The organism is Pseudomonas sp. 2822-15 (assembly GCF_002742515.1).
Classification (GTDB): Bacteria; Pseudomonadota; Gammaproteobacteria; order Pseudomonadales; family Pseudomonadaceae; genus Aquipseudomonas; species Aquipseudomonas salomonii.
Genome location: NZ_LJRY01000182.1, coordinates 100,508 through 116,458 on the forward strand (window position 1 = coordinate 100,508; position 15,951 = coordinate 116,458).

Here is a 15,951-nt window from a genome sequence, read left to right on the forward strand (position 1 = left end):
TGTACATACATACAGTATTGTTCTACATTCCATCCCAGGTGACCGGATGTCACCGATCACCTGAAGCTTCAATTTTTTAACTATGGATGGATAAAAAATGAAATCAACCAAAGCCCTTATGCTGGGCGCGGCCATGATGGCCTCCTGCTTTATCTCGGCCTCTGCCCTGGCCGATCTTACCCTCCCCAAACTCACCCCTGGCACAGTCAGCCAAAGCGAGATTGACGCGCTCAAACCTGGCGGCACGCTCACTGCGGTGCCGATTTCGGAGGCGCTGCGGCAAAAGCTGCTGGGTGCGCGGGACGGCAAGGCCAAGTCGGTCACTAAAGCGGCCAGATCCGCACCGTTCAACACTGTTATCGGCGCGTTGAAAAAGCCGAGTCAGGACACGCTGAAAAGTGCCGCAGTCGCCGACTTTGTTCCGCTGTTTCCGACCCTGGATATCAACACCCTCTACACCATCAGCGAAGTGCAAACGGGCCAGGATTTCCCTTACCACTTCAACCTGCCAAAAAGCGCGCGGGTGCTGGTGCAGTTGATCAACCAGAGTGCCGGCGCCGACATGTCGCTGAGCCTGTTCCGCGATGACGGCCAAGGCAACCTGCAACTGCTGGCCACCGCCGATAACGCCGGCAATGCCGATGAATACATCGACGGTGTACTGCCGGCCGGTGACTACTACTGGTACATGGTGGCCAAGACCGCAACCAATGCGCAGTTCAGTTTTGGCGTGGCGGCAGACACCAACATCGATGCCTTCGAGCCCAACGACACGGCGCAAGATGCTTTTGCGCTGCCGGACACCATGAACAAGGTGAGCGGCAACCTCGACAACGCCAACGACGTCGATTACTTCGACTTCAAGGCCGTGCGTGGCCAGGCCGTGAGCATGTACCTGGCAGGCGATGACAGTGGCAGCCGTAACCAGTGGATCTTCGAGCGCTTTGATGGCGTCAACTGGATCGTCGTGCCAGCCGGCTCTACCTCCACTTACCCGAGCGTCACGCCGGGTACGACCGTCAAGGTGCGTGTGCGGGCCAACCCGGCCGTGACGCAGGACCCGAGCAAGTACTACAAACTGAGCCTCGGCTCTGCGCCACGCCTGAATAGCTCGCAGGTAACCGGTGACAACATCGTGCGGGTGCCGGCATCGATATTCTGGATGGCGACTCAGGCGGGGCGCACATTGAACTGGACCACCAACTGGTCCGATTCCACAGGCGCGCCACTGCTGGGCGTCACACCTGTGCTGCGTGTCGACAAGCGCTTTGAGGGCACCGAGTTCCACTGGACCGACTTCAAGGCCACCACCAACAGTGCCGGCACATCCCAGGCCAGTGCCGCGCTCGGTACCTGCTTTGGCGATAACCGCGTGCAGTATCCGGACAGCAGCACCGGCGTGCAGTACACCTGGGACACCACCTTCAACTTCGGCGGCTGGCGTATCGAGCTGGACGAGTTCCCGGGCGTGGGTGTCGGCGGTGATAACGTGCAGTATGTGACCTTTGGGCACATCTGCACCCAAAACATCATCCATTGATACCGTGATGTAAATCAGAGGGGGCAGACTGAACAGGCTGCCCCTTTTTGTTATTCGCCGGCCAGCGCCAGCTTCAACGGCAGGCGCGCCATGCTGGTGCTCGTGAGCGAGCCCAGGTACAACCAGTCGCCGTATTCGCGTGCGGTAGTGACCGGCGAGTAATTGCCCGCACTGCCATCCTGCAAGTTGGCGATGACCTTGCCATCGGTGTCCAGCCCCAGCACAAAGGCTTTGCGCTCGATGGGCTTGGGCACCACCATCAGTGCGCGCACCATCACTTTGCGTAACAGTGGGTAGCCGGCGAAACCGTCAAGCAACGGGTTGCGTGGCGAATACAGGGCGACCCAGAAGCGATCGCGCCCTTTGAAACTGAGGTTGTCCGGCAGGCCCGGCAGGTTGTCGATAAACAGGTCATGGGTGCCGCTGCGCTCGCCCTTAAGCCAGTAACGGCTGATGCGGTAGGCGCCGGTTTCATTCACCAGTACGTAGTTTTCATTCGGGCCCAGGGCCACGCCATTGGCAAATTGCAGCCGGTCCAGTAACACCTCGGTGCGGCCGTTGCTGAAGTCATAGCGCAGCAACCGGCCGTCGCCGCCATGCTCGATCACCGCTGTGCCGTCCTGGCCGTAGCCCCAGCGGCTCGATGCGTCGCTGAAGTAGGCATAGTGCCCGCCGGCGTCGACGGTCACATCGTCGGTGAGACCAAAGGGCACGCCGTCAGCGCTGCTGCTCAACAGTTTGAGTTGACGGTTGGCATCCAAGGCAAGCAACCCCTTGACCCCATCGGCAATGATCAAGCGCCCATCGGGGTGCAACGCCAGCCCCAGGGGGCGGCCGCCCGTGTTGGCGAGCACCTCCAGGGTGTGGCTGTTTGGCGAGGTGCGGATGATGCGCCCGTCCTGCAAGCCGCTGATCAGAAAACCCTGGGGGTCGAGCAGCAAGGCTTCGGGGCCGGCGATGTCCTGGGCGCCGATTTTTTCAATGCCCTTGAGCCGCTGGTTCTCGGCGTAGGCGCCGTCTTTTACCGAGGGCGCTTTGGGCGGCGACCAGTTCACCGGTTGCACTTTGGTCGGCATCAGCAGCAGAAAAGCGATGACTGCAAGCAGCAGTACGAACAGCAAGTGGCGCAATTTTTTGGGACGGGTACTCATGACTATTCCTGGTTGTCGTGGGCGTTCGGTTCCCAGTGCAGGGTGCCGAACAGGTAATCCATCAGCGGTAGGACGATATTGAAATTGCGCCCCTGCATCAGCTCACGGCGATGGTGCAGGGCGTGCAACTGATGCATCTGGCGAATCCATGGCAGGCGCGCCACCGGGTGCTCGGCGGGCAGGTGTTCGCAGGCGTGAAACACTTCGTAAAGTAAATACCCAAGGATCATGCACCCGGCAAACAGCCCGGCGACGTTGGGGCTCAATTGTTTGAGCAGCCACCACGCGGGCAGGGTGATCGCCAGGCTGTGCAGCACGATCAGCCAGGCAGGGAACAGAATCACGCGCCAGTCTCGGGGGCTGTCGTAGGTCATGTGGCCGGGGGTGAAAAAACTGTGGTGGTCACCTGTGTGGCGCGCATAGAACAGCCGGGCCAGGCTGTGTTTGTGATGGCCGAGGTGGCGGTGTACGAGGTAGATGCACAGGTTGAAGAACACCAGCGTCAGCGGCACGGTCAGCCACTGGCGCGCGGTGATGTGCGCGGTGGAGGACCAGGCCAGGGCGATGCAGATGATGCCGTAGCCGAGCACGAAACCGGCGTGCAGCCAGGGGTTGTAACGGGCGCTCACGGCGGCGCGGTAGCGGGCGCGGAAGGTCTCGGTAGGATGGGCCATGGCGGCAAGCTCTGGTTTTTTTGTTGGAGCCTGAGCTTAGTTGTTACGCGCAATAGTGCGAGTTTTTGCGCAGTACGCGGTTCAAGTGTGGGAGCTGGCTTGTGTGGAAACAGGCTTTTGTGGGAGCTGGCTTGCCTGCGATGCAGACACCTCGGTGTGTCAGGTAGAGCGAGTAGATGCTATCGCAGGCAAGCCAGCTCCCACACTTGAACCGCGGGCGACCAACGGGGGCTTGCACAGCCCCCATTTACTTGTTAGCTTCTCGCAAAATGTTAACGATAACATTTGCTCTAAAAATAAAAACAAAACAGAGAACCACGCCATGAAAATGCTCCCGAAAACCCTGTGTTTACTGGCTGTCAGCATCACCCTCGGCGCCACCACTACAGCCTTTGCCGACGCCGCCAAACCGATCCGCATCGGCGCCTCCTTCCAGGAAATCAACAACCCCTATTTCGTCACTATGAAAAACGCCCTGGAAGAAGCCGGCGCGACTATCGGTGCGAAGCTGATCATCACCGATGCCCGCCATGACGTGTCCAAGCAGGTCAGCGATGTCGAAGACATGCTGCAAAAAGGCATCGATATCCTGCTGATCAACCCCACCGACTCGGTCGGCGTGCAATCGGCGGTCAAATCTGCCCACGCTGCGGGTGTAGTCGTGGTCGCAGTGGACGCCCAGGCCGACGGCCCGTTGGACTCCTTCGTCGGTTCGAAAAACTTCGACGCCGGCTTCCAGGCCTGCGAATACCTGGCCAAGAACATCGGCGACAAAGGTAATATCGCGATCCTCGACGGCATCGCCGTGGTGCCGATCCTTGAGCGTGTGCGCGGCTGCAAAGAGGCGGTGGCCAAGCACCCGGACATCAAGATTGTCAGTATCCAGAACGGCAAGCAGGAACGTGACCAGGCGCTGACCGTCACCGAAAACATGCTGCAGGCCCAGCCGGGTCTCAAGGGTATTTTCAGCGTGAATGACAACGGCTCCCTCGGCGCCCTGTCGGCCATCGAAGCCAGCGGCCTGGACGTGAAACTGGTCAGCGTCGACGGCGCGCCGGAAGCCATCAAGGCGATCCAGAAGCCCGGCAGCAAGTTCATCGCCACCTCTGCGCAATACCCGCGCGACCAGATCCGCCTGGCCCTGGGCATCGCCCTGGCCAAGAAGTGGGGCTCGCAAGTACCGGCCACCATTCCCGTCGACATCACTTTGATCGACCAGGCCAAGGCCAAGGATTTCAGCTGGTAAATCGCCCCGGCCCCACGTGAACCGTGGGGCTTGAGGTCTCCTTCTGAATACGAGGTCGGCGGTATGAGCAGTCTTCTGAAGCTGGAAAATATCTGTAAGCGCTACCCGGGCGTACAGGCCCTCAAGTCCATCAACCTGCAGGTCGAGCGCGGCGAAATCCATGCGTTGCTGGGTGAAAATGGCGCGGGCAAGTCGACCCTGATGAAGATCCTCGGCGGCGTCGAGCATCAGGATGAAGGGCAGATTTTGATTGATGGCCAGGCGCAAAAGTTTGCCACTTACCGCGACGCGATCGCCGCCGGTATCGGCATCGTGTTCCAGGAATTCAGCCTGATTCCCTATCTCACGGCGGTGGAAAACATTTTCCTCGGCCATGAACTCAGCAACCGCTTCGGCCTGCTGCGCAAGCGCGAAATGGTCGAAGCCAGCGAAGCCTTGTTCAAGCGCCTCGGTGTGAGCATCGACCTGCAATGCGCGGTCAAGCACCTGAGCGTGGCCGAGCAGCAATTTGTCGAAATCGCCAAGGCCCTGGCCCTGGATGCGCGCCTGTTGGTACTCGATGAACCGACCGCCACCCTTACGCCCAGTGAAGCCGAGTTGCTGTTCGAGATCATGCGCGAACTCAAGCGCCAGGGCGTGGCGGTGATTTTTATCTCTCACCACCTGGAGGAGATTTTCCAGGTGTGCGACCGCATCAGCGTATTGCGCGATGGCGGTAACGTCGGCGTGACCGATGTGGCCGACAGTGATATCGACCGGCTCGTCGAAATGATGGTCGGCCGGCGCCTGGAAAACAGTTTTCCACCCAAACCCACGAAAGACCGTGGCCCGCTGTTGCTGGAGGTCAAGGACATCCAGTTGGTACGCAATGGCCCGCACAACAGCTTCCAGCTGCACAAGGGCGAGATCCTCGGCTTTGCCGGGCTGGTCGGCTCCGGTCGTACCGAGCTGGCGCTGGGCATGATGGGCGCGCTGCCGTCGGTGAGCAAAGACGTGTGGTTGCGCGGCGAGAAAGTCACCCTCGATGACCCGGCGCAGGCTCTGGCCCACGGCATCGGCCTGCTGCCGGAAAGCCGCAAGAGCGAAGGGCTGATCACCGATTTCAGCATTCGCGAAAACATCTCCCTGAACAACCTGCCCAAGTACCAGAACGCCTCGGGCCTGATCGACAAGGCCAAGGAATGCGCGAGCGTCGACGCGCTGATGCGCCAGCTGTCGATCAAGGCGCCCAGCGGCGAAAGCCGGGTGTTCAACCTCAGCGGCGGCAACCAGCAAAAGGTCGTGATCGCACGCTGGATCAACCACCACTGCGACGTGCTGGTGTTCGACGAACCCACACGCGGCATCGACGTTGGCGCCAAGGCGCAGATCTACGCCCTGATGCGCAGCCTTACCGAACAAGGCTACGCGATCATCATGATTTCTTCCGAACTGCCCGAAGTCATCGGCATGTGCGACCGCGTCGCCGTGTTTCACAAGGGCGCCATCGTCAAGCTGCTGGAAGCGGCCGCCGTCAACCCACAAGAGGTCATGCGCCATGCAACAGGGGGCTCAAGTGAATAGGTCCATTAATACCGGCGACACCAGCCGACTGCGCCTGAACCTGGCGCGGCTGGTGCGCTCGCCGGCGTTTTATCCCTTTGTGGGGTTGGTGGTGGTGACCCTGGTGATGATCTTCGCCAGCGATAACTTCCTCACCACCAGCAACCTGTCGAACATTGCGCGCCAGGTGTCGATCAACGCGATTATCGCGGTGGGCATGACCTGCGTGATTCTCACCGGTGGCATCGACCTGTCGGTGGGGCCGGTGATGGCGCTGTCGGGCACCTTGACCGCAGGCCTTATGGTCGCGGGCCTCCCGCCGGGCCTGGCGATTGGCGCCGGCCTGCTGATCGGTGTGGCCTTCGGCATCGGCAATGGCGTGTTCGTCGCCTACCTGCACATGCCGCCGATCATCGTCACCCTGGCGACCATGGGCATCGCCCGTGGCCTGGGCCTGATGTACACCGACGGCTACCCGATTTCGGGATTGCCGGAGTGGTTCGGTTTCTTCGGCCGCCAGAGCCTGTTCGGCGTCGACGTGCCGATCCTGATCATGCTGGTCACCTACTTTGCCGCCTATGTGTTGCTGCAACACACGCGCATCGGCCGCTACATCTATGCCATCGGCGGCAATGAAGAAGCGGTGCGTTTGTCGGGCGTGCGGGCGGCGCGCTTCAAGTTGCTGGTGTACGGCATCAGCGGCCTGACCGCAGCGATTGCCGGGCTGGTGCTCACCTCACGCTTGATGAGCGGCCAGCCGAATGCCGGTGTGTCGTTCGAGCTGGATGCGATTGCGGCCGTGGTACTCGGCGGTGCGTCGATTGCCGGCGGGCGCGGGGTGATTGTCGGCACCTTGCTCGGCGCCATGCTGCTGGGCGTACTCAATAACGGTTTGAACATGCTCGGGGTCTCGCCCTACGTCCAGAGCGTGATCAAGGGCGGGATCATTTTGCTGGCGATTTTCATCAGCCGTCAGCGCCATAAATAAACACCTGACAAGAAAGGACCGAACACATGGACAAGCACACCGAGATGCAAGCCGTCGTCTGCCACGGCCCCAAAGACTACCGCCTGGAGCGCATCGGCAAACCCAAGGCGCGCCCCAATGAACTGGTGATCCGCATTGCCGCCTGCGGCATCTGCGCCAGTGACTGCAAGTGCCACTCCGGCGCGGCGATGTTCTGGGGCGGCGACAACCCGTGGGTCAAGGCGCCGGTGGTGCCGGGCCACGAGTTTTTCGGCTACGTGGAAGAAGTGGGCGAGGGCGCCGGCGAGCACTTTGAAGTGGCGGTGGGCGACAAGGTGATCGCCGAGCAGATCGTGCCGTGCGGCAAATGCCGCTTCTGCAAGTCGGGCAAGTACTGGATGTGCGAAGTGCACAACATCTTCGGCTTCCAGCGTGAAGTCGCCGAAGGCGGCATGGCCCAGTACATGCGCATTCCCAAGACCGCCATCGTGCACAAGATTCCTGAGTCGGTGTCGCTGGAAGACTCGGCGCTGGTGGAGCCGATGGCGTGTTCGATCCACACCGTCAACCGTGGCGAAATCCAGCTCGACGACGTGGTGGTGATCGCCGGTGCCGGGACGCTGGGGCTGTGCATGGTTCAGGTCGCCGCGCTGAAAACCCCGAAAAAACTGGTGGTGATCGACATGGTCGACGAGCGCCTGGAACTGGCCAAGCAGTTCGGCGCCGACGTGGTGATCAACCCGTCCCGCGACAATGCCCGCGAGATCATCAACGGCCTCACCGATAACTATGGCTGCGACGTGTACATCGAAACCACCGGCGTGCCGGCGGGCGTGACCCAAGGCCTGGACCTTATCCGCAAGCTCGGGCGGTTTGTCGAGTTCAGTGTGTTTGGCGCCGAAACCAGCGTCGACTGGTCGATCATCGGCGACCGCAAGGAGCTGGACGTGCGCGGCGCGCATCTGGGCCCGTATTGCTACCCGATCGCTATCGACCTGTTCGAGCGCGGCCTGGTGACGTCCAAGGGCATCGTGACCCATGACTTCCCGCTGGATGATTTTGCCGAGGCCTTCGCGTTGGCCAACTCAACCAAATCGATCAAGGTGCTGTTGAAGCCGGTGATTTGATCTATGAACTACGTAATGGGTGTCGATATAGGAACCCAGAGCACCAAGGCGCTGCTGGTGGATGGTCAAGGTACGATCATTGCCCAGCACAGCCAGGGGTATCGCGTCGATACCCCGAAAGTGCGCTGGGCCGAGCAATGGCCGCAGGTGTGGCTGGAGGCGGTGGAGGCGTGTGTGGCGCAGTGCATGGCCAAGTCCGGCGTGGCGGCCGGGCAGGTCAAGGCGCTGTGCATCAGCAGCCTGTACGGCGGTTCGGGGATTGCCGTGGACGCGCAGATGACGCCGCTGCACCCGTGCCTGATCTGGATGGACCGCCGCGCGGGCGAGCAGGTGGCGTGGGTGCGTGAGCACCTGGATCTGGAGCGCTTGTTCGAAATCACCGGCAACTCGGTGGACAGCTACTACGGCTTCACCAAGATGCTCTGGCTCAAGCAGCATCAGCCGCAGGTGTGGGCTGACACGCGCTACCTGCTGCCGTCCAACAGCTATATCAACTGGTGCCTTACCGGCGAATTGGCGGTGGACCATAGCAGCGCCGGCAATATCGGTGGGGTTTACGACGTGAAAGCGCGCGGCTGGTCCGCCGAGATGCTCGATGCACTGGGCATTCCACAGGCCATGATGCCCGAGCGATTGGTGTATTCCGGTGAGGTGGTGGGCGGTTTGCTCGAAAGCTGGGCCACGCGCCTGGGCTTGCAGGCCGGTACGCCAATCCTGGCCGGCGGTGTGGATGCAGCCATGGCGACGCTGGCGGCGGGTGTTACGCAGCCGGGCAACCATGTGGCGATGATCGGTACCAGCATGTGCTGGGGTTACTTGAACCAGCACGTGGACGCACACCACGGGTTAGTGAGCATGCCGCATGTCTACAACGGCCGTCGGGACCTGTACATCTTTGGCGGCGCGATCACCGCCGGGGCGTCGGTCAGCTGGTTTCGCGAGCAGTTCTGCCAGGCCGAAGAACAGCAGGCCCAGGCCAGCGGCCAGGACAGCCTGGTGTTGCTGGAACAGAGCGCCACCCAGGTGCCGGCGGGCAGCGAAGGTTTGTTGTTTTTGCCGTACCTGATGGGCGAACGCAGCCCGGTGTGGGATGACCGCGCCAGTGGCAGTTTCGTCGGGCTGAACCTGTACCACAGCCGTATTCACCTGTACCGCGCGGTGCTTGAGGGCGTGAGTTTTGCCCTGCGCCACAACATTGAAGCCGGTACCCAGGGCGCACATTCACTGGACCCACGCTTGATTGTGGTGGGCGGCGCGAGCCATTCGGATTTGTGGATGCAGATTATTGCCGATGTCACCCGCTACCCGGTTTACACCATCGTGCAGGAGGTGGAAGCGGCCTTGGGCGCGGCGTTGCTGGCGGCGCATACGGTGGGGTTGGTGAGTGATGACCAGATGGACAAAGGCTGGGTGCAGTTGGAACTGCGGGCGCAGCCCAAACGCGAGAATGTCATGACGTATGACCGGGCGTTTGCCGAGTACTTGAAGCTGTATCCAGCCCTCAAACCGATCATGCACAGCCTGCAAACCAACTGACTCAACACAGATCAAAAATGTGGGAGCCGGCTTGCCTGCGATAGCGGTGTATCAGTGAAAAATGAGCTGACTGACCCACCGTTTTCGCAGGCAAGCCAGCTCCCACAGGGATCTTCATTGTTTATCGAGAAGTGACCATGACCACCACCTTCAACTTCACCCGCCAGCGCATCCTCGTCACCGGCGCCAGCAGCGGCATCGGTCGCGAAATCGCTCAACAGCTGATTGCCGCCGGTGCCGAGGTGTTCGCCCTCGGCCGCGACGCGCAAGCCTTGGCACAGCTGGGCTGCAACAGCTTATGCGTGGATATCGCCGACAGCATCGGCCTGGATAAAGCCCTGGCCGACTTGCCGCCACTGCATGGCCTGGTCAACTGCGCCGGCATCTCACGCCTGGAACCCGCCGCTGCCATCAGTGCGCAGGCGTTCGATCAGGTCATGCAGGTCAACGCCCGCGCCGCCGCACAAGTCGCCAGCCGAGTGGCGGCAAAAATGATCGAAGCCAATATCTCCGGCAGCATCGTCAATGTCTCAAGCCAGGCCTCGCTGGTGGCGCTGGACGATCACCTCGGCTACTGCGCGTCCAAGGCCGCACTGGACGCGATCACCCGCGTGCAGTGCGCCGAGTGGGGGCGCTTTGGCATTCGTGTGAACAGCGTCAACCCCACGGTCACACTCACGCCCATGGCGACCAAGGCCTGGTCTGACCCGGCCAAACGCGACCCGGCGCTGGCGGCCATTCCGCTGGGGCGTTTCGCACAAACCGTGGAAGTCGCGCTGCCGGTGCTGTTCCTGCTCAGCGATGCCGCCAGCATGATCAGCGGCGTGAGCCTGCCGATCGATGGGGGCTACACCAGCCGCTAGCCGTTTTCCAGCACGCCGGCGATCACCACTTTGTCCCGTGGCTTGTGCGGGTCCTGCAAGCGGTCAAGCAGCAGGCGTACCGCGCTGCTGCCGGCGAGTGAGGCGTCATGGGCCACGCAGGCGATCGGCACGCCGAAGATATCGGCGAAGGGCAGGCGGTCGATGCCGCAGATGGTCAGGCTGTCGTGGGCGATGTTGTGCATGCGCAAGGCACGCAGGGCGCCGAGGGTGATCAGCTGGTTAAAACCCATGATCGCATCGGGCGCGGCCTGCTCGGCCAGGTAATCGAGGGTGTGCAGGTAAGACGGCATCAGCGTGTAGTCGCCGGCCTGCACTTCGACCTGAATATGGGGGTGCTCAGCCAGCACTTCGCGCAGGCCCTTGAGGCGTTCCACGGTGATACGTGAATGCTCCGGGCCGGTCAGTACCAGCAGACGTTTAAGGTCGGGTGTCTGGCGCAACAGGTAGTGCGCGGCCTGGATGCCGCTGTGGTAGTTGTCGAGCACCACGCGGCTGAATGGGCTGTCGTGGAGCGTGCGGTCGAGCAGCACCACCGGGGTTTTGCCGTTGCCCAGGCGCTCCAGGTAGTCGGGTTGGTAGCTGGGCTCGTCGGAGACCGGCGACAAGATGATGCCCGCCACGCGATAGCCCAGCAGAGTATCGACGGCTTTGCTTTCGAGCTCTTCCAGCTCATCGGTGTCCACCAGCATGATGGTGTAGCCGTGCTTTTTCGCCTCGCGGGAAATCGCCTTGATCATCTCACTGTAAAACGGGTTGTCGACCGACGCAGTGATCACGCCGATGATCAGGCTCTCACTGCGCTTGAGCCCGCGTGCGAAGGCATTGGGCACGTAGTCCAGCTCACGCGCGACCTCGAGAATGCGCGCCAGGGTGGCGGGCTTGACCAGGTCGGGCTTGCTCAGTGCGCGGGACACCGTGATGGTGGTCATGCCCACCCGTTTGGCGATGTCGCTGATGGTGACGGACTTTTTCTTGTTCATCGGTAAGGCTGCGCTGGGAAACATCCGCAGGCTAGCATGCGCGCGGGCGTAGGGTGATTCAAATCAGCGGGTCCCAGCGTTGTGACCAGTCGCTTTCGACCTTGACCACTTCGCGCAGCAGCCCCAGCGCCTGCTGCAGTACCGCCGAATCCCGCGCCCGTGAGTAGACCAGATAGGTCGGGAAGCTGAATTCCGGCGCTTTCGGGACGCGCTGCATGACGCCGCTGTCCAGGTAGCTTTGCACCACCCGCGTGCGAAAGTACCCGGCGCCGCCGTTCTCCAGGATGTACTGCAAGGCCAGCGGCCCGAGGTTGAAACTCAGCGCGGCACGGGCCTTGTCGGGCAGCGCGGCGTCGTGTTGCTGGCGAAAGCCCTGGCCCCAGTCGATATACACGTAAGGGGCGGGTTTGCTGGTTAACTGCACCAGGATCAGTTTTTCTTCCAGCACTTGTTCGACCTGCAGGCCCGGCCAGTATTGCGGCTGGAATACCAGCGCGGCATCGAGTACGCCCAGTTCCAGTTGGCGTAACAGGTATTCACCCTCACGCACTTCGGTGCGCAGCGCATGGCCGGGGATCTGTTCGCGCAAGGCCTTGGCCCAGCCGAGCATCAATGGGTTGCACAGGCTGACTTCGCCGCCAATATGCAGCACATTGCGGTAGCCATCGGGCAGCGGCAGGTCGCGCTTGGCGGCTTCCCAGGTTTGCAGCAATTGGTTGGCGTACACCACAAACGCCTCGCCATCGGCGGTCAGCCTGGCGCCTGCGCGGTTGCGCACAAACAGCGTACTGCCCAACTGGCTCTCCAGGCTTTTGACCCGTGCGGTGATGGCGGTCTGGGTGACGTGCAGTTTCTCGGCAGCCGCGGCCAGGCTGCCGCAGCGGGTGATTTCGAGGAAAGTGCGTGCCAGTTCGATGTCCATGAAGCCCCCGGGGATGAATGGGGGACAGTGTAATGGAATGTGCTTGGAACTAGGGTGTGTGGGTTTGTTGGGGTGCTGGGTGTATACGCCGGGTTAGCCGCGCTGGGCCAAGGATGGCCCATCGCGACGGCCCACGGATTCAAGCCGGAGTGCGGCCATCGTGGTTGACGGGGCGGCTCAGATCAAAAGCCAGATCAAGTGCAAAGCAAAAGCCTATCTACCTGATGCAACTCGGTTTAAATGTGGGAGCGGGCTTGCTCGCGAATGCGGTATGTCAGTTATAGATGAATTGACTGACCCACCGCATTCGCGAGCAAGCCCGCTCCCACAATTGATGATTGCATTTCAGCTCAAGGCAGGCCGAACCCTAGTGAATACCGATGGACCAACTTTGCGTGGTCTGGTCTTCGTGCCGCTGCTCCAGGTCATCCTCATACTGACAACGCGGCCCCTTGCACTTGTACTCGAACGTCACCGGCGCCTGTGTCTGAACCGGAAACAGCGATTTGGCCGTCGCCGGTGCATCGTGTGGCACTGCCTCAAGCTCAGGCGCTTCGTAGCTCAAGTCCAACGCTGTGGCATGGACCATGGCCGGCAAGACGGCGAGCACTGCACTCGCCAGAAAAGTCCTTGTAAATCGCATCTGAAACAATCCGCGCAACAAAAAATGAAGCGCGGATTATAAGCCCGATGCCACCGCACATGCACGGTTCAGAGCCCGCGCGGCGCTTCAAGGTGTTCGGTAGGGAAGGCGTTGGCATAGGCCTGACACACCCTCAACACCTGCTCATCCGCAAACCGCGCACCCACCACATGCAAGCCCACCGGCAAGCCATTCGCCGCTAACCCGCAGGGCACCGACGCCGCCGGTTGTTGGGTCAAATTGAACGGATAAGTAAACGGCGTCCACTCCATCCACTCTGTCATCGAAGAACCCGGCGGCACATTGTGCCCAGCCTCGAAGGCGGTAATCGGCATCATCGGCGAGACCAATAGGTCGTAGTGCTCATGAAACGCCGCCATCCTCGCCACCAACGCCGCGCGTGCTTCAAGGGCATCGTTGAAAGCGCCGAGGCTCAACTGCTGGCCGCGTTGGGCAATACGCAGCAAACCGGGGTCCAGCAATTGTTTTTGCGCATCACTCATCGAGCCCGTCAGGCGCGCCGCACCGGCTGCCCACAAGGTGCTGAACACCTCCAGCGGGTCGCTGAAGCCTGGGTCGATCTGCTCGACATGCGCCCCCAGCTGTACCAGACCCTCAACCGCCTGGGCAACCACGTTGGCCACTTGCGGGTCCACGTCCACATAGCCGAACGTGGGGCTGTAGGCCACGCGCAACCCCTTCAAATCCATAGCGCCCGACAACCACGGCGTATGGCGCGGCGCGCCGATCAGGCCATCGCGCGCATCCGGTTGCGCCACGGTTTGCAGCATCAGTACCGTGTCTTCCACCGTGCGGGTCATCGGCCCCAGGTGCGACAAAATCGTCATGGAACTGGCCGGCCACTGCGGCACATACCCGAAAGTTGGCTTGATGCCGAACGTACCGGTGAACGCACAGGGAATGCGGATTGAACCCCCGGCATCGCTGCCCTGGTGCAGCACGCCCAGGTTCAGCGCCGCCGCCGCACCGGCGCCACCCGACGAACCACCCGCCGTGGTGCGCGTGTCCCACGGGTTGCGTGTGATGCCGTACAGCGGGTTATCGGTGACGCCTTTCCAGCCGAATTCCGGCGTGGTGGTTTTACCCAGCAACACCGCGCCTGCCTTGCGCATAAAGGCCGAGAAGGGCGCATCCACATCCCACGGGCCTTCGCCAGATGTGGTGCGCGAACCCTTGCGGGTGGGCATGCCGACGGTCAGCGTCAGGTCTTTGATCGAGGCCGGTACGCCGTCCAGGGCACCGCAGGGTTGGCCCTTGAGCCAACGTTGTTCCGAGGCCCGCGCCGCGTTCAACGCGCCTTGCGGGTCGACATGGCAGTAGGCGTTCACCACCGGGTTATAGCGCTCGATCCGCAGCAAAGCGTCTTCAGTGACGTCTACCGGTGACAAGGTCTTGTCGCGAAAATGCTGCAGCAGTTGCACCGCCGTCAGTTGGCCAATCTCACTCATGCCGCTTCTCCCTGCGCCGCGTTGACCATGGCGCGCAGCAACACGGCGCAGCCCGCTGCCAGGTCATCCGGCGCGGCGTTTTCGATTTCGTTATGGCTGATGCCGCCTTCGCACGGCACAAAGATCATCCCGGCCGGGCCGAGTTCGGCGACAAAAATCGCGTCATGCCCGGCGCCGCTGACAATGTCCATATGGCTCAAGCCCAGCGCCTGCGCACCGTCACGCACGGCGTTGACGCAGGCGGGGTTGAAGTCCAGCGGCGGAAAGTCCGCAGTGGGCGTCAGTTCAAAGGTCAAGCCGTGCCGGGCAGACGTGGCTTCGATCACGCCGCGCACTTCATCGACCATCGCTTGCAACTTGTTGGCCTGCAGGTGACGCAGGTCGATGGTCATGTGCACCTGGCCTGGAATCACATTGCGCGAACCGGGGTGCAGGTTCAGACAGCCAACCGTGCCGCAGGCGTGGGGTTGCTGTTGATGGGCGATGCGGTTGACCGCGCTGATCACCTCGGCGGCGCCCACCAGGGCGTCCTTGCGCAGGTGCATGGGCGTCGGGCCGGCGTGGGCTTCGACGCCGGTAAGGGTCAGGTCGAACCATTTCTGGCCGAGGCAACCCATGACCACACCGATGGTGGTGGCGCGGTCTTCCAGCACCGGGCCTTGCTCGATATGCGCCTCGAAATACGCGCCGACCGGGTGGCCGAGCACCGCGCGCGAACCGGCGTAGCCGATGCGCTGCAATTCGGCGCCTACCGACAGGCCCTGGTCATCGAGTTTGTCGAGGGTGTCCTGCAAGTCGAACTTGCCGGCAAACACCCCGGAACCCATCATGCACGGCGGGAAGCGCGAGCCTTCTTCGTTGGTCCACACCACCACCTCAATGGGGGCTTGGGTCTGGATATTCAGGTCATTCAAGGTGCGGATCACTTCCAGCCCGGCCATCACGCCGTAGCAGCCATCGAACTTGCCGCCGGTGGGCTGCGTGTCGATATGGCTGCCGGTCATCACCGGCGCCAGCGTCGGATCAAGCCCTGGACGCCGCGCAAAAATATTGCCGATGGCATCGACACTGACGCTGCACCCGGCGGCCTCGCACCATTGCACAAATAGGTCACGGGCCTGGCGGTCGAGGTCGGTAAGGGCCAGGCGGCACACGCCGCCTTTGGCCGTAGCGCCAAGCTGGGCCAGGTCCATCAACGATTGCCACAAGCGGTCGCGGTTGATCAGCGGGGCATTGCTCTTGAGCGGTTGCGCAAAACTATTCATGTGCA

Annotated in this window: 14 protein-coding genes; 7 read left to right on the forward strand and 7 right to left on the reverse strand. The window is 61.8% G+C overall.

Going from position 1 to position 15,951, the window contains the following annotated elements; translation table 11 throughout:
• Nucleotides 1-97 precede the first annotated feature (97 nt).
• Nucleotides 98-1,540 (forward strand): hypothetical protein, encoded by a 1,443-nt coding sequence (locus tag AOA59_RS11915; RefSeq protein WP_099487497.1) that lies wholly within the window; start codon nucleotides 98-100, stop codon nucleotides 1,538-1,540.
• Between the two features lie 50 nt (nucleotides 1,541-1,590).
• On the opposite strand, the gene AOA59_RS11920 is transcribed toward AOA59_RS11915, so the two are convergent.
• Together AOA59_RS11920 and AOA59_RS11925 are read right to left on the reverse strand one after the other, a co-directional pair.
• A complete protein-coding gene (locus AOA59_RS11920; RefSeq protein ID WP_099487499.1) occupies nucleotides 1,591-2,691 on the reverse strand; it encodes an SMP-30/gluconolactonase/LRE family protein in 1,101 nt (366 codons plus the stop codon).
• A 2-nt stretch (nucleotides 2,692-2,693) separates the two neighbouring features.
• Nucleotides 2,694-3,365 (reverse strand): sterol desaturase family protein, encoded by a 672-nt coding sequence (locus tag AOA59_RS11925; RefSeq protein ID WP_099487501.1) that lies wholly within the window; start codon nucleotides 3,363-3,365, stop codon nucleotides 2,694-2,696.
• A gap of 322 nt (nucleotides 3,366-3,687) precedes the next feature.
• On the opposite strand from AOA59_RS11925, the gene AOA59_RS11930 reads away from it, so the two are divergent.
• From AOA59_RS11930 to AOA59_RS11955, 6 genes are all read left to right on the forward strand, one after another.
• Complete coding sequence (locus AOA59_RS11930; RefSeq protein ID WP_056861330.1) at nucleotides 3,688-4,611, forward strand: substrate-binding domain-containing protein; 924 nt, start codon at nucleotides 3,688-3,690, stop codon at nucleotides 4,609-4,611.
• 63 nt (nucleotides 4,612-4,674) lie between these two features.
• Nucleotides 4,675-6,174 (forward strand): sugar ABC transporter ATP-binding protein, encoded by a 1,500-nt coding sequence (locus AOA59_RS11935; protein ID WP_099487503.1) that lies wholly within the window; start codon nucleotides 4,675-4,677, stop codon nucleotides 6,172-6,174.
• The gene (locus AOA59_RS11940) at nucleotides 6,149-7,141 is read left to right on the forward strand and encodes an ABC transporter permease (RefSeq protein WP_099487549.1); all 993 of its coding nucleotides are present in this window, start codon (nucleotides 6,149-6,151) and stop codon (nucleotides 7,139-7,141) included. The genes AOA59_RS11935 and AOA59_RS11940 overlap by 26 nt, the downstream gene beginning before the upstream one ends.
• 26 nt (nucleotides 7,142-7,167) lie before the next feature.
• On the forward strand, nucleotides 7,168-8,247 hold the full coding sequence (locus AOA59_RS11945) for an alcohol dehydrogenase catalytic domain-containing protein (protein WP_056861332.1): 1,080 nt from the start codon (nucleotides 7,168-7,170) through the stop codon (nucleotides 8,245-8,247).
• A gap of 3 nt (nucleotides 8,248-8,250) precedes the next feature.
• Complete coding sequence (locus tag AOA59_RS11950; RefSeq protein WP_099487505.1) at nucleotides 8,251-9,783, forward strand: FGGY-family carbohydrate kinase; 1,533 nt, start codon at nucleotides 8,251-8,253, stop codon at nucleotides 9,781-9,783.
• Between the two features lie 137 nt (nucleotides 9,784-9,920).
• The gene (locus AOA59_RS11955; RefSeq protein WP_099487507.1) at nucleotides 9,921-10,646 is read left to right on the forward strand and encodes an SDR family oxidoreductase; all 726 of its coding nucleotides are present in this window, start codon (nucleotides 9,921-9,923) and stop codon (nucleotides 10,644-10,646) included.
• Here the strand turns inward: AOA59_RS11955 and AOA59_RS11960 are convergent.
• From AOA59_RS11960 to AOA59_RS11980, 5 genes are all read right to left on the reverse strand, one after another.
• Nucleotides 10,643-11,647: a LacI family DNA-binding transcriptional regulator gene (locus AOA59_RS11960; protein WP_065931190.1), complete on the reverse strand. Its 1,005-nt coding sequence runs from the start codon at nucleotides 11,645-11,647 to the stop codon at nucleotides 10,643-10,645. The genes AOA59_RS11955 and AOA59_RS11960 overlap by 4 nt on opposite strands.
• Nucleotides 11,648-11,705: 58 nt before the next feature.
• A complete protein-coding gene (locus AOA59_RS11965) occupies nucleotides 11,706-12,569 on the reverse strand; it encodes a LysR family transcriptional regulator (protein WP_099487508.1) in 864 nt (287 codons plus the stop codon).
• A 367-nt stretch (nucleotides 12,570-12,936) separates the two neighbouring features.
• Nucleotides 12,937-13,179 (reverse strand): hypothetical protein, encoded by a 243-nt coding sequence (locus AOA59_RS11970; protein ID WP_178076260.1) that lies wholly within the window; start codon nucleotides 13,177-13,179, stop codon nucleotides 12,937-12,939.
• Between the two features lie 101 nt (nucleotides 13,180-13,280).
• On the reverse strand, nucleotides 13,281-14,681 hold the full coding sequence (locus AOA59_RS11975) for an amidase (protein WP_099487510.1): 1,401 nt from the start codon (nucleotides 14,679-14,681) through the stop codon (nucleotides 13,281-13,283).
• Nucleotides 14,678-15,946: a Zn-dependent hydrolase gene (locus AOA59_RS11980; RefSeq protein ID WP_099487512.1), complete on the reverse strand. Its 1,269-nt coding sequence runs from the start codon at nucleotides 15,944-15,946 to the stop codon at nucleotides 14,678-14,680. Before AOA59_RS11980 ends, AOA59_RS11975 begins: the two co-directional genes overlap by 4 nt.
• Between the last annotated feature and the right edge of the window lie 5 nt (nucleotides 15,947-15,951).